This is a genomic window from Methanosarcina mangrovi, assembly GCF_052057765.1.
Taxonomy (GTDB): domain Archaea; phylum Halobacteriota; class Methanosarcinia; order Methanosarcinales; family Methanosarcinaceae; genus Methanosarcina.
This window is the reverse complement of the sequence record NZ_CP195120.1, coordinates 4,824,390-4,837,377: the sequence shown is the minus strand read 5'-3', so window position 1 is coordinate 4,837,377 and position 12,988 is coordinate 4,824,390. Positions and strand designations below refer to the sequence as shown.

General features: G+C 43.0%; 14 protein-coding genes. 7 read left to right on the top strand and 7 right to left on the bottom strand.

All coding sequences use genetic code 11. The features are described 5' to 3' along the window. Positions 1 to 779 precede the first annotated feature (779 nt). Both ACSAZL_RS21280 and ACSAZL_RS21275 read right to left on the bottom strand, forming a co-directional pair. The gene (locus tag ACSAZL_RS21280) at positions 780 to 914 is read right to left on the bottom strand and encodes a hypothetical protein (protein ID WP_440946538.1); all 135 of its coding nucleotides are present in this window, start codon (positions 912 to 914) and stop codon (positions 780 to 782) included. Positions 915 to 921: 7 nt separating this feature from the next. Further along, positions 922 to 1,215, bottom strand: coding sequence for a hypothetical protein (locus ACSAZL_RS21275; RefSeq protein WP_440946537.1), 294 nt, complete (start codon positions 1,213 to 1,215; stop codon positions 922 to 924). Positions 1,216 to 1,369: 154 nt separating this feature from the next. Here ACSAZL_RS21275 and ACSAZL_RS21270 point away from each other — a divergent pair, with 154 nt between their 5' ends. From ACSAZL_RS21270 to ACSAZL_RS21260, 3 genes are all read left to right on the top strand, one after another. Then, positions 1,370 to 1,549, top strand: a complete 180-nt coding sequence (locus tag ACSAZL_RS21270; protein ID WP_440946536.1) for a hypothetical protein — start codon at positions 1,370 to 1,372, stop codon at positions 1,547 to 1,549. Positions 1,550 to 1,636: 87 nt separating this feature from the next. Next, entirely contained in the window at positions 1,637 to 2,554 is a 918-nt protein-coding gene (guaA, locus tag ACSAZL_RS21265) for a glutamine-hydrolyzing GMP synthase (RefSeq protein WP_440946535.1), read from the top strand. Between the two features lie 160 nt (positions 2,555 to 2,714). Continuing rightward, positions 2,715 to 3,755: an archaeosine biosynthesis radical SAM protein RaSEA gene (locus tag ACSAZL_RS21260; protein ID WP_440946534.1), complete on the top strand. Its 1,041-nt coding sequence runs from the start codon at positions 2,715 to 2,717 to the stop codon at positions 3,753 to 3,755. 47 nt (positions 3,756 to 3,802) lie between these two features. Here ACSAZL_RS21260 and ACSAZL_RS21255 read toward each other — a convergent pair whose 3' ends face one another. From ACSAZL_RS21255 to ACSAZL_RS21245, 3 genes are all read right to left on the bottom strand, one after another. Beyond that, complete coding sequence (locus ACSAZL_RS21255; RefSeq protein ID WP_440946533.1) at positions 3,803 to 4,309, bottom strand: GNAT family N-acetyltransferase; 507 nt, start codon at positions 4,307 to 4,309, stop codon at positions 3,803 to 3,805. 62 nt (positions 4,310 to 4,371) lie between these two features. After that, complete coding sequence (gene argB, locus ACSAZL_RS21250; RefSeq protein ID WP_440946532.1) at positions 4,372 to 5,271, bottom strand: acetylglutamate kinase; 900 nt, start codon at positions 5,269 to 5,271, stop codon at positions 4,372 to 4,374. A gap of 306 nt (positions 5,272 to 5,577) precedes the next feature. Continuing rightward, entirely contained in the window at positions 5,578 to 5,862 is a 285-nt protein-coding gene (locus ACSAZL_RS21245; protein ID WP_048174297.1) for a non-histone chromosomal MC1 family protein, read from the bottom strand. A gap of 424 nt (positions 5,863 to 6,286) precedes the next feature. Here ACSAZL_RS21245 and mptA point away from each other — a divergent pair, with 424 nt between their 5' ends. Both mptA and ACSAZL_RS21235 read left to right on the top strand, forming a co-directional pair. Next, positions 6,287 to 7,243 (top strand): GTP cyclohydrolase MptA, encoded by a 957-nt coding sequence (mptA, locus tag ACSAZL_RS21240; protein WP_440946531.1) that lies wholly within the window; start codon positions 6,287 to 6,289, stop codon positions 7,241 to 7,243. Positions 7,244 to 7,500: 257 nt separating this feature from the next. Then, positions 7,501 to 7,827 carry a DUF2098 domain-containing protein gene (locus ACSAZL_RS21235; protein ID WP_440946530.1) on the top strand — a complete coding sequence of 109 codons (327 nt, stop codon included), beginning with the start codon at positions 7,501 to 7,503 and terminating at the stop codon, positions 7,825 to 7,827. 95 nt (positions 7,828 to 7,922) lie between these two features. Here the strand turns inward: ACSAZL_RS21235 and ACSAZL_RS21230 are convergent, their stop codons facing one another. After that, on the bottom strand, positions 7,923 to 9,356 hold the full coding sequence (locus ACSAZL_RS21230) for a methanogenesis marker 14 protein (RefSeq protein ID WP_440946529.1): 1,434 nt from the start codon (positions 9,354 to 9,356) through the stop codon (positions 7,923 to 7,925). 1,008 nt (positions 9,357 to 10,364) lie between these two features. On the opposite strand from ACSAZL_RS21230, the gene ACSAZL_RS21225 reads away from it, so the two are divergent. Continuing rightward, positions 10,365 to 11,528, top strand: coding sequence for a Coenzyme F420 hydrogenase/dehydrogenase, beta subunit C-terminal domain (locus tag ACSAZL_RS21225; RefSeq protein ID WP_440946528.1), 1,164 nt, complete (start codon positions 10,365 to 10,367; stop codon positions 11,526 to 11,528). Between the two features lie 236 nt (positions 11,529 to 11,764). Here the strand turns inward: ACSAZL_RS21225 and ACSAZL_RS21220 are convergent, their stop codons facing one another. Further along, positions 11,765 to 12,304 (bottom strand): OsmC family protein, encoded by a 540-nt coding sequence (locus ACSAZL_RS21220; protein ID WP_440946527.1) that lies wholly within the window; start codon positions 12,302 to 12,304, stop codon positions 11,765 to 11,767. Positions 12,305 to 12,703: 399 nt separating this feature from the next. On the opposite strand from ACSAZL_RS21220, the gene gatC reads away from it, so the two are divergent. Further along, on the top strand, positions 12,704 to 12,985 hold the full coding sequence (gatC, locus tag ACSAZL_RS21215) for an Asp-tRNA(Asn)/Glu-tRNA(Gln) amidotransferase subunit GatC (RefSeq protein WP_440946526.1): 282 nt from the start codon (positions 12,704 to 12,706) through the stop codon (positions 12,983 to 12,985). Positions 12,986 to 12,988: the final 3 nt, after the last annotated feature.

Genomic DNA, 12,988 nt, shown 5'->3' with positions numbered 1-12,988 from the left:
GCTCCATCCATTTTAGCTCAACGGACTTTAACTCGACGGATTTTAGCTCAACAAATTTTAGCTCAATCGGCCTGGATCAGCCATCATAAACGGGTAAAATCCCGCTAAATGGTGTCTCTTAAGACAAGAGGACATCTCTACAGACACTGTTTATTCTTAGTCAACGATGACCATAAGTAGAATAAACAGCAGTCCAAGCATCAGTACAAACATCAGAGCCATCCATAACTTTAACGCTTTTTCTGCATTCAAAGTTCCAAATCCCCTGTTCTTAATTTGAGATGTACTGATATATAAATGCAAGAACAAATATTAAGAAACACGCTTATTTAGTATCTAGATATATACTATATATCTGACTTTTATATTAACCTGCCGCTTTTTTGGTATTATCTTTAAGTTTTCAGATAAAACTCTAACTTTGCTTACAATCCAAGCTGCCACGTATAAAGAAGGAAATACTTGACAAAGCCATTAAACAACATTTCAGGAAAAACTTATCCGGATAATACTATCTCCTCTAAGAGCCCTGTGGTTCAGAATGGGTAGAAAATTTATACTAATTGATATACTGAGCGGACATACCGAGAAATATACCAAGTTAAATCAAGTCTTTAAAACAAAAATAGAACAAAAAACAAAAATGAATACATCAGAGGAAACTTTCCCGAAGAAGTTTGGGAGGTTTCAAGCAAGACTCCGGAAAAACAAATGCAGAATTTATTTTCCCTTTTTCAAAACTTCCAGTATCCCTTCGACCCTGAAAATAAACCCGGCACTTACAGCATATCTTCCCCGGAAAAGTCTTCTTTAACTATCGAAAACAAAAGCCTTTCAGTTAAATTAAAACCAACACCTGTTTTCTGACCCTGTGTTCTGATGTTTTTTCGCTTAATTTTATTTTTTGTTTTCAATAGATTCTCACGGCTTCAAATCTATAAGTTCTTTTTCCTGTACCAGCAATTCAAGAACGTCAGCCATTCTCTTCTGAGATTCTGCCATGCTTTGCAGAGATTTTGCAATACTTTCAAGCTTATCGATCATTTCATAATCTTCATTAGCCATTCCTATCACCAATTCCTCATTTCTTCGTGATAGCAATGTTTTTGGAAAAGCTTCGTATATAAGAGTAATTTTTTGTTTTTTGAACGAGGTTAGAAGGCAATTATCAGGGCTTAAAAACTCCCCTCTAACTCTCAGAAAAGTTTCTTCCATTGATTCTTTTTGCCTGACTTATCTCTCTGATTTTTTTATTCCCTTCTTGTACTCGTATTTTCAAAAACTTGTGAAAAAAACAAAAGTCTACGCGATCTAAAGATCTTACCCGCCAGTAAGTTACTGACCAGTAAGATAAAAAAGAGATTCCAGGATGGTTCTTGAAAACGACGGATACTATGGAAAAATAGTAAAAACAGGTAAACCCCGGTCTTTAAGAGACAGAGAAATAACTTTAAAAATTATCGGGATTAAAGAGGAAAGAAATCGAAGGATTGCTGACTATACCTTTAAATATCAAAAACCCCATGCACTGACTCATATATCACAATAAAATATAATCAAACCTTAATTATTCTCATACAATTCACCGATCACTATCATTTCTTCAAAGGAAAGATTCACTCAAAGGAGCACTTCAATGGTAAAACCCGAAAAATTCATTCCAAAGGCAATTGAGAAAATCAGTCAGGAGATAAAAGACGGGAACGCGATTATTGCACTTTCCGGAGGCGTGGACAGTTCTGTTTGTGCAGAGCTGGCTTACAGGGCAATAGGAGACAGACTGCAGCCCATCTATATCGACACGGGGCTCATGAGGAAAGGGGAAACCGAGAGGATAAAGCATATTTTCTCGCACATGAACCTGCATGTCGTGTACGCGAAGGACAGGTTCCTCGCAGCCCTAGCTGGAGTTACGGACCCTGAAGAGAAGCGGAAGGCTGTTGGCGAGACCTTTATCCGCGTTTTTGAAGACGAGGCAAAGAAGATTGCAGCCGATTACCTGATCCAGGGCACGATCTATCCTGACAGGATCGAGTCAGAAGGCGGGATCAAGTCCCACCACAATGTGGGAGGGCTACCGAGCGTAATGGACTTCAAGAAAATTGTTGAGCCTATTGAGGACCTTTATAAGGATGAGGTAAGGGAGGTCGCCTGGGCCCTTCAGCTGCCCGAAGAGATCTGCGAAAGGATGCCTTTCCCGGGCCCGGGGCTTGCTGTGCGCATCCTCGGGGAAGTGACTGAGGAGAAGCTTGAGGTAGTGAGGGATGCAAACTTTATAGTAGAAGAGGAGCTCCTTGAGAGGTTCTGTCCCTGGCAGACTTTTGCTGCCGTGCTCGGCAAAGGCACGGGAGTGAAAGGAGACGTCCGGGCTTACGGCTGGATCGTAGCTATAAGGGCTGTAGGGTCGAGGGACGGAATGACTGCAGAAGCCCTCGAACTCCCGTGGGATGTGCTCAAGCACCTGGAAGCCAGGATCACTTCCGAAATTCCGAGAGTAGCCAGGGTAGTGTACGACATCACCCCAAAACCGCCTGCAACTATCGAATTTGAATAATACCGGCAAGTGCAGGACAGGAAAATTGGAAAATATTAACCAAAAGTGAATTCCCAGAAATGAAGCCTATTCAGGCTTCTGAAACTTTTTTTTTGCAAATAATGCAGAAATGCGCAAATCATAAAATGAATATTAATCCATAATAGCGAGTTCTAAGCCCATGTCCCTTAATAAAGCAGTACTGGATATCCGGCAGCGGATTAAAGTAAAACCTTCACCTACGAATGAACCTGCGGCAAGCTGGACCGGAACGGACCTTGTAAATGGGGTTCAAACAAAGACTCTCACTGTGATCTTCAAAAGCGCAGGCTGCCGCTGGGGAAAAGCCGGCGGCTGTACGATGTGCGGCTATGTCTATGACTGCGCAAGTGAGCCACCGTCCCTCGAAGACTACATAGCTCAGCTTGAAAAAGCAATGAGGAAAGCTGAGAAGTTCCCTGAGTTCATGGTCAAGATTTTCACATCAGGCAGTTTTCTTGACGAACAGGAAGTCCTTCCCGAAGCCAGAGATACAATCCTCAAAACCCTTGCAGAAGATCCCAGGGTCACCAAAGTGCTTGTTGAGACCCGTCCTAATTATGTAACAGAAGAGAACGTACAGGCCTGCCTTAGCATCATGAAAGATAAACCTTTCGAACTCGCTTTCGGGCTGGAGACAAGCTCGGATAAGATCCGGAGGGATTCCATTAACAAGGGTTTCACCTTCCAGGACTTTGTCCGTGCGGCAGAAATCGCAAAAAAACAAGGAGTAACCGTAAAAGCCTACCTTATGCTCAAGCCTCTCTTCCTCTCCGAAAAGCAGGCAATGGAAGATATCATACGTTCCATAGACGATGCGGCCCCTTATGCTGATACGATATCCGTCAACCTCTGCAACGTCCAGAAAGGCACCCTTGTCGAAGCCCTCTGGGAAAAAGGTCAGTACCGTCCTCCCTGGCTCTGGAGCATAATTGAAATACTCCGGAAGGCAAAAGCTGCCCACCCTGAGCTCCCCCTGATGTCCGACCCTGTCGGAGCAGGCTCAAAACGCGGCCCCCACAACTGTAAAATCTGCAGTTCTGAAGTTGCCGATTCTCTCAGGACTTTTTCACTCACCCAGAATCCTGCAGATCTCAGTACAAAAGACTGTGAATGTAAAGAACTCTGGAAAAAAGTCCTGGAAATCGAAGATTTCACTTATGGGACGCAAATTTTAGACTGAAGCCGCGGAAAATTTCTGGAAAATTTCTGCTTGGAAAAAATCCGTTTTTATTTAAGCTGAGCGGGAATCCTGTACCTGGCCATCATGAGAAGGTCAGCGTACTCCCCGTCCTTTATTATTGAATATTTCTTTTTTCCTTCAAGCTCAAACCCGAATGAATTATACAGGTGAATTGCTCTTTCGTTGTCAGAAGTGACATCAAGCTCGACCCTTACAAGCATAAGCCAGTTATCTGCAAGGTCCAGGATATTTTCCAGCAGCTTTTTTCCAATTCCCTGACCCTGAAATTCGGTCCTTACCATCATGCCAAGGCAAGCTGTATGCCTTTGCCTTGCACTTTTGAAGGGATGGACTCCCACCATCCCTACGACCTTTCCATCAAATTCGGCTACCAGTACATGGTCATCGCTTCCCAGACTCTTGAGGAAACCTTCGGTAAAGGCAACGGTTTCGGTTGCCAGGGCAAGTGTATTCGCCCTGACATCTTCCTGCCTTCTCATTTCATTAATGTCCTCAGAGTCGCTTAACCTGACAGGCCTGATAAGTAAATCCATGGTTACTCTCGCCCCGGAGTTTTTTACTTTTGCCGGCAATTAAAGCCATTGGGAACCTGTTTTCACACCGGCGGGTGGTCCGGCCCATAGAGCATGGTTCCTACTCCGCCGTCTGTGAAGAGTTCAAGAAGCATGGAGTGGGAAACACTCCCATTTATGATATGGGCTCTCTCTACTCCGCTTTTAACCGCAACAGCAGCGCCTTTGATTTTGGGGATCATGCCCCCGCTGATAATTCCTTCCTCGATAAGGGGATCAATTTGATCCAGATTTACACGGGAGATGCGGCTTTTCGGGTCTTTAATGTTTCTCAACAGACCGGAAACATCGGTCATAAGGATCAATTTTTTAGCTTTCAAAGCTGCTGCAATGTCTCCCGCAACCGTATCGGCATTAATGTTCAGGGCATTGCCTTTCGAGTCCACTGCAATCGGAGAGATGACAGGGATATAACCTTTTTCAAGCATTATATGGAGAATTTCCGGGTTTATGACCTCACTTTCCCCGACCCACCCTATATCCACTTCAGTTTCCACGCCATCGACAATTACACGTTTTGCAGCCTGTTTGTGACCAAGGATCATTCGTCCGTCGTAGCCTGTAAATCCGACACCTTTGCCGCCGAAGATCCCGATAAGGGATACAATCTTTGTGTTTATGTTCCCTACCAGAACCATCCTGGCAATTTCCATAGTTTCGTCATCTGTAATGCGAAGCCCCTGGAAAAATTCAGCCTTTTTGCCCATGCGCTCCATTTTTTCAGTAATTTCAGGGCCTCCGCCGTGTACGATAACTGGTTTGATCCCCACATAACGCAGGAGAACGATATCCTTTATAATGTCCTCCATGATCTGGGCGCTGACCATTGCGTTTCCACCCACTTTGATAACCATGATTGAATCATAGAACTCCTGCATATAAGGCAGGGCTTCGATAAGCACATTCTCTCTTTTGAGTTCCATGATTTAGGAATCAGAAAATCTCTTTTTAAACTTATCGTTGAACATCCTGGGTACAGGCCCGGAGGAATCCTGTAAAAAACAAATTTATACAAAACTTCTTAAAAATCTGGGAAGGGATGAAGATTATGAGAATTATAGAATTGAGGCACGGAAATTATGGAAAAATTATAGAAAAGAAACATGAAAATTAAGAAATAAGCCAGCCCGGATAGTGCAAAATTAAGACCTGTCCAGGCTAATTCCGCATCTAGATATCAAAAAGAAAATAAAGAACCCCGATTTACAGGGCATATGAGTAATATAAGTTTATTCGATTTTTTCGATCTTTTCTTTCTTGACAAAGGGCTTGCTGATTTTCTCAGGCATCCAGTCAGGCCTATTTTTGGGGGCTGCGACAAGTTCCTTCCATGCCTTGAAAACGTGCACCTTCTTTGTCCCGCGTTCTCTGAGGCGGATGACATCCGGTTTGGATTTAGTACCGGAACCCCGGTTTGCAGCTTTCAGAGCAGCCTGCCGAGGCTGTTTTCCAGTGAAAACTCCATGCTCATTGCCTTCTTCGTCTCGTAAAACAAAATTTCTTGTGTTGGACATAAAGGTCACCTCGCAAATTGTATTGCTAGACACTGATTAAATTTTAAAGTATATAAAATCTTTCTTCAGGATGTTGCCTTTAGTTATTGGTTTATCAAAAAAGGTGCATAATTTATACGGGGCATATAAACTAAATTTGTTTAGATTGTTAAAAACATGGGAAATATTTAAATATTTATTCTTTGTTGAAAATTTGCCCAAAAATATGATTCAGGAAAGGGGTTTTAGATACTCTTAAAAAATATATTTCATTGTACTTTTGGAAAAGACCCCCAGGAAAGCACAAACTTTACATGCTATTACTTCTTATGGTCACTATATTTTTCCAAATGCATATAATAGAATTATGTATTTGTTAAGTATTGATTCTACAAAATAGTTACAAATCAAGTACACACTCATCTTTTCACGGATCTGGTTAAATATGGAACACTGTACTTTCAACCTCCCGGATGTCCAGGCCAGCAAACCAAGCATAGCTATCAACCTCACCCGTGTTGGGGTAACAAACATGAAAAAGCTGGTTGAAATCAAACGAAAAGACAAGCGTCCGATAGTGCTGATTTCAACTTTTGATGTCTTTGTTGACCTGCCTTCAGACCGCAAGGGAGCAAACCTCTCAAGGAACTTCGAAGCTGTAGACGAAGTGCTGGAGAAGGTGCTCAGTACACCGGTATATGAAATAGAACAACTATGCAGCGATATCGCACACAATCTACTTGGCCGCCACGAATATGCAAATCAGGCCGAAGTAAGAATGAAAAGCGAATATATGATAAGGCGCGCCTCTCCTTCAACGGGCATCAAGTGTCAGGAAGTCGTTAATATCTTTGCCGAAGCTTCGGCTGTAAGGGGTGACGGCGACAAAGACTACTTTGATGTGAAAAAGCTCATAGGAGCCGAAGTGGTTGGAATGACTGCCTGTCCCTGCGCTCAGGAAATAATGAGAGATAAGGCTGCAAACGAGCTGGCTGAACTTGGAGTTGACAGGGATACAATTATAAAATTCCTGGAAAAAGTGCCAATGGCAACCCACAACCAGCGCGGAAGAGGCATTATCTCGATCAAGGTAGCACACGATTTTGATGTTTCCCTTGAAAGCATAATCAAGATCATCGAGCGCTCTATGAGTTCAAGCGTCTATGAAGTTCTGAAACGCGCAGACGAAAAGGTTGTCGTGGAAACCGCTCACATGAACCCGAAGTTCGTGGAAGATTGTGTAAGGACAATGGCAGACAATATCGTAAAAGAGTTCCCGAATCTTCCCGATAATGCTGTAATCACTATCAAACAGATTAACGAAGAGAGCATACACAGGCACAACGCTTTTGCCGAAAGGGTTGCCCTCATGGGAGAACTCAGGAGCGAAATCAACCAGTAAAAAGGTAACCAACAAAAAAGGTAACCTTCGCTGAGCGATCAGCAAACTTAAATTCTTTTTTTATTTTTCAAACTCAGGAGTCTCTATAAAGTCTTTCCGGGCTTTACCGGAGGCCTTTGAAGTTGAGACCACACAAGCTTTATTAGAGGGCCTGAATAACCTATTAGCAGTTATTTGTATGTAAAGAAACCTGTATGTAAAGAAACGGACTTGCAGGGCCTAAATGCCAGTGTCCTGGAAGCCCTCGAGGTGAAAGCATGGCTGATGCTGAGGAAATCACAGCAGTCGGGCGCAACAAAAAACCCATCCGAGTGGGAAATGCTGTCAAATACGTAAATAGCGATACGGTGAGCAGGGTCAGCGAGATCAAAAAGGACGAAGAAGGAAATGTTTGGGTCCTGCTCGAAAGTACCGAACTCTGGTACAGAGAAGAAACTCTGGAATATACGGACCTCAAGCCCACAGAAAAGAGAGAACAAAGGGAATTTACCGCCGAAGAACTGGAAGAAAGGTTCAGGAAAGAAAGGGAAACGATGCAGACCTTTGATCTTGGAAAAGCCGGAGGAGGAGGGGCAGGAGGATAATTCTTCCTCTCTGTACCTTATTCCTCGACTCCTCATCTATCGTTTTTTATTTTACCTTTTTTCTTCAAACACTTTTGCACTGCGCAACTGTTAGTTCACTTTTCCTGCATTTTCATCCGCTGTGCAAGAATACATTTTCCGCCGTGTCTGCCGCCAAGCGGCTGTTGAGGTATTCCCAGGGAATTCATGCAGCGCGCCATGACAGCCGCACCTCTGGCAAGCCCGTCATCCACAAAGACCACTCTCTCATCGATTTTGGGAGCGAGGTTCATGTTCTCAAGGCAGCTCAGGATTAATTTAGGCTTGTTCCCGGTAATCCCTGCCCTGCCTGTAATTCCGATAGTTGTATCTTCAAAAATGAGCCCTTCTTTCTTTGCGACCTCTATAAGCCTGCATACTACTCTGGCCATTACCTCGTCAATGACGGCATAAACAATAGGCAGTCCATGACTTTTACAGATCTCCAGGCCTATTGCGCTCAATTTTCCCATGTTTGACCCGTTTTCCCCCACATCACAGCCTATAAGAGTTACCCCGATCTCCTCGGCTGCATCAGGCCTGACAGGGACGCTGCCGTACCTTTTTCTATCTGCCGGGACTCTTTCGATAATTATGAGCTCATCAATGCGCTTTGCATAATCTTCTATAGCTTTGGCCTTCATCTTCAAAGTAAGGAAAGAAGGGGGTTTCTGTTTCTCAAAAACTTCAAGAGCAGTGCCTACCCTGGAATCAACAATTTTCGAGCCCCGGATAATGGCGTCAGGAATTGCTCCTGCATAACCGCAGAAGTTTCCGATTGTTTTTGCATACGGCAGGTCAGGGCTTGTAATCCTGCCATCAAGGGTCGTCCCGAAGTCAATTGAGATACAGGGATTCCTGAAATCGACATCTGTCAGTTTAGCCGCTTCCTTGATCCCTGCTGTTGCAAGCTCTCCTTCCATTTCGTTTGCAACAATTTCAACACCAGTAGAGCCGATTGGAGGCACAACACCGGCTACAGCCCCGTCAAAGATGACTTTTTCCAGTTTACTGTATTTCTGGAGCTTTTTAGAGATATTCGAGATGGACATTGGAGGAGTCATGTTCTTTGGGGGGACACCTGCCATCAGACACCCGTCTGCCAGGGCTTTGATAAATTCGCCCACTTCCTCAGGGGAATCAAAACCTGCAACGACACCTGTTGAACGCACTACAAAGTTAAGATCCGTCTTTATATCCAGGCTGGCTTTTTCCAGAGATTCGGTCAGGGTGCCCTTCACCAGTTCCGCAACGGATTCGCGCGTAAGCTCCACCCCCGTAAGCGTTCTTCCGAATATTACTTCCCCGGATTTTGGAGGACGGACATCCCTTGTCATCCTTACAACCTTATTTATGATATGAGTCCTGCCAGTATCCATGTTGGTAGCTGTAAGGATACATTTGGTAGTTGTGTTTCCGACTTCTACGGAAGCCACAATAAAGAACGGTTTTGATTTGAGGTCGATCAAACGAACCTGAGGAGATTCTGCAATTCTGGGTTTAAGAGCCATTTTTTGTACCTTCCTGAGGGTCTGTAATTAAATTCAACTAGGAGATAAATTATTTTTCAGGTTTAATTTGAAAAGATAATCTAAACTTATTTGAAGGTTATTCGAGTTTATCCGAAAATTATTCAAGTTTATTCAAAGGTTAATTCGAACTTATTCGGAAATTATTCAAGTTTATTCGAAGATTAATTCAAAAGCTTATTTGAAGATTAATTCAAAAGCTTATTTGAAGATCATCAAACTTTTTACTAAAGCCGATGAAAGTGAATTGAAAACATCATTTTGAAGTCGAGATTTGAGTATAGGATACTTCCAGAGTGCTGTTTCTTCAGAATTCTGTAAAGAGGTCTAACAAGACCACAATTTATCTGAAGTTTGAAGAAGGTATTAACCAGAGCCTATAATAACCTTTGCAAAAAAGGTTGAAGTAGTCAACTCATTTCGATTTCAATTTTGTTTTTACCATTATATAAATCGTAACAAGATTATGTAATCGGGTTATGTAATCGGGTTATGTAATCGAGTTATGTAATCAGGTTATGTAATCGAGTTATGTAATCGAGTTATGTAATTGGGTTATGTAATCGGGTTATGTAATCGGGTTATGTAATCGAGTTATGTAATCAGGTTATGTAATCGAGTTATGTAATCGAGTTATGTAATTGGGTTATGTAATCGGGTTATGTAATCGGGTTATTATACTCCTGTCCTGACAGTGAAACAGTCTATATCCAGAGTTAAAATAATTTTTTTCCATTAAAGGCATTATTCCTGCTTACCATCACCTCGTCACTTTCTTCCGATGCCGGTCTTTTTTTTGTTTACAACGGATTTCATACAAATTTATGTTTTTGAAGTCTTAGCGTCATTATCAGGCAATTTCGGGTCCCGCATACCAGTAAGATTAAATTGCAACACATAATTATAAAGAGTATAAATTATAAATGATAGGGTTATAAAAATGTGCATATTTATTACATTTTTCGCGTAAACCTGAATTGGAGGCCATTAATGCCACTGGATCCCATCTGCAAGAAAATAATACCTGAAAACAGTGAATACATTTCGGACTACGGGGGAAAAACCTACTATTTCTGCAGTCCCGAGTGCAAGCAGAAGTTCGATGTACTTGAAAAGAGTGTCATCCGGCTCAAGCGAAACCTGAGTGAAAAGGAAAAGATTTCCTTCGGAAAACTGAAAAAAGATATAATAAAACCGGGAATCTGCACCCTCTGCGGAGCCTGCGCATCAAGCTGTGAATACATAACCATTGAAAACGAAGCCCCAAAACTGGTCGGCCCCTGCAAAGCCTGCGGGGTTTGCTACTACCAGTGCCCAAGGACAATCACCACCGAAGAAGGACTGATAGGAAGCTTCCGATATGCCTACGCCGCAAAATCTGCTATTCCCGAAATGAAAGGTCAGGACGGGGGAGTTGTGACCTCTCTCCTCCTGTATGCCCTGGATGAAGGCCTGATCGACTGCGCCGTGGTCACAACCCGCTCAAAGGAAGAACCCTGGAAACCCATACCCAAAGTAGCCAAAACCAGGGAGGAGATTCTTGAAAGCGGAGGGAGCATCTACTCCCATTCAATGACTCTTGAAGCCCTGATGAGTGCAATCAAGCAGGGTATGCATAGCATTGCCTTTGTGGGAACAAGCTGCAACATCGACGCTGTCACAAAGATGCAGAAAAGCTCTTACGGCTTACTGCACCTCTTCATGCGGGCAAAAATCCTGAAGCTGGGCCTCTTCTGCATGGACACCTTCGCCTATGAAGGAATTAAAGCTGTACTGGAAAGCTACGGGATCACACTCGAAAATGTAGAAGCCATGAAAATCCGAAAGGGGAAGTTCGAAGTTACACTGAAAGACGGAAAAGAGCATGTCCTGGAGCTCAGCGACTTCGATGAATACCGGAGTTCCTCCTGCCAGTTCTGCACAGACCTGGCCTCTGAAAACGCAGACATCTCCTTTGGCGGCGTGGGCAGCCCTAAAGGCTGGACCACAGTCCTCGCCCGCTCGGCCATAGGTCACGAAATCTTCAACGAAGCCGTAGATAACGGTTACATCGAAGCCCGACACCTCACCGACGAAGAACTCGAAAAAGTCCTCAACCTCGCAAAAATGAAGAAAGTACAGATGTATGCACTCCACATGAGGCAGAAAGTGTAAGAAAAGTGGAACAGAAGCTATTTTTTAGATAGAGCAAAAATATAGAAAGAATAGCTCCTTCACTTTTTAACCCGCTTGAAAAGAGAGTCCCGATATGGGATTCTCTAAACTACTTCTAACAGGAAAAGAGCCCGAATAGAGTCTTTCCAGATAGAAACCTGATACACTTCAACAGATCTCTGGAGACCTGATACACTTCAACAGATCTCTGGAGAAAAGACACCTGTTTAATGGTTCTAATCTTTTTTGTTGAATACAATTTCGGGGATGATTTCAGTGGTCAAACAGTAATAACACGGACAACGCTGCTTTGCGATCTCATTAAATCTTTCGATTTCTTCCATGCTCATTTCCGAGTCGATTACGATTTCGAATTTAATACATTCATATACAGGAATTGCAGGCTCCTTGAAAATTCCAAAACTTGCACTTAGATCCATGTCAGCCCTGACCTTTATCTTTAATTGATTGAGCACTATACCTTCCATTGCAGTCCATTTAGCGAAAGAAGCGGCAAAACAGGACACTATTCCATACAGGCCATACTGGACAGGGTTGGGGGCAGTCCCTCCGCCTCCGAGAGCTACAGGTTCATCCGATTGAATCAAGAACTCTCCCCCATTTTCAGAACGTATCTTTGTGGAAAATTGAGGCCCGGTCTTGCCTATCTCCCAGTTCCCTTCAAACTCAATCACTTTTTTAGTTTTTGAAGGATCGTTTCTTACCTTTTGAAGGGTCTCACTAAATTGATCCACTGCTACTCTATTTATTATCACTTTTCCACCTCGTTCCCGAATTTTTGGAATCTTCGGGATTTCAGGGTAATTCCATGAGATTAAAACCGATCTACGTGGACGGAGGAATCAATAAATTTGCAGATATGAATTTGCAGAATATTGCCGCAGGATATTTCCAGGCGTACTTCTAGCCAGTATGAAAATAATCAGAATTGAGTATAGCAGAAGAATAAGTAAGGAGTAACAGTAACTAAATGATTGTCAGTATTTCAATTTGGTCTGAAAAAGAGAACATTTACGGCAAATTATATTGAAAAATACTTCCCCGCGTACCCTCCGAGATGAGAATAGGAAGAATATATTTATTTCATAAACTGTTTCTATTATGGATAACTAACGGCATTCCATTTCGTATTATTCTATTTTTGAGGAATTTTAATGATCACAAAAGAGGATGTAGAACACATAGGCTGGCTTGCCCGCATTGAGATCAGTGAGCAGGAAACAGTCGAGTATATGGAAAAACTTAACTCAGTTTTGGAGTACTTCGGGCAACTCGATGAGTTGCCGACCGAAGAGGTTTCTCCAACATACCATGTCGCTGAGATCCATAATGTATTCAGGGAAGACGTGGTGGAAGAATGCCTTTCGCAGGAAACCGTTCTTGCAAACACCGAACACAAACAGGATGGGGCTTTCAGGGTCCCGAGGATCGGCTGAGGA

What these genes read in the sequence shown, in the direction of transcription:
- ACSAZL_RS21275 (WP_440946537.1), bottom strand. Translation starts at nt 1,215, where the DNA reads ATGGAAGAAACTTTTCTGAGAGTTAGAGGGGAGTTTTTAAGCCCTGAT.
- ACSAZL_RS21270 (WP_440946536.1), top strand. Translation starts at nt 1,370, where the DNA reads ATGGTTCTTGAAAACGACGGATACTATGGAAAAATAGTAAAAACAGGT.
- guaA (WP_440946535.1), top strand. Translation starts at nt 1,637, where the DNA reads ATGGTAAAACCCGAAAAATTCATTCCAAAGGCAATTGAGAAAATCAGT.
- ACSAZL_RS21260 (WP_440946534.1), top strand. Translation starts at nt 2,715, where the DNA reads ATGTCCCTTAATAAAGCAGTACTGGATATCCGGCAGCGGATTAAAGTA.
- ACSAZL_RS21255 (WP_440946533.1), bottom strand. Translation starts at nt 4,309, where the DNA reads ATGGATTTACTTATCAGGCCTGTCAGGTTAAGCGACTCTGAGGACATT.
- argB (WP_440946532.1), bottom strand. Translation starts at nt 5,271, where the DNA reads ATGGAACTCAAAAGAGAGAATGTGCTTATCGAAGCCCTGCCTTATATG.
- ACSAZL_RS21245 (WP_048174297.1), bottom strand. Translation starts at nt 5,862, where the DNA reads ATGTCCAACACAAGAAATTTTGTTTTACGAGACGAAGAAGGCAATGAG.
- mptA (WP_440946531.1), top strand. Translation starts at nt 6,287, where the DNA reads ATGGAACACTGTACTTTCAACCTCCCGGATGTCCAGGCCAGCAAACCA.
- ACSAZL_RS21235 (WP_440946530.1), top strand. Translation starts at nt 7,501, where the DNA reads ATGGCTGATGCTGAGGAAATCACAGCAGTCGGGCGCAACAAAAAACCC.
- ACSAZL_RS21230 (WP_440946529.1), bottom strand. Translation starts at nt 9,356, where the DNA reads ATGGCTCTTAAACCCAGAATTGCAGAATCTCCTCAGGTTCGTTTGATC.
- ACSAZL_RS21225 (WP_440946528.1), top strand. Translation starts at nt 10,365, where the DNA reads ATGCCACTGGATCCCATCTGCAAGAAAATAATACCTGAAAACAGTGAA.
- gatC (WP_440946526.1), top strand. Translation starts at nt 12,704, where the DNA reads ATGATCACAAAAGAGGATGTAGAACACATAGGCTGGCTTGCCCGCATT.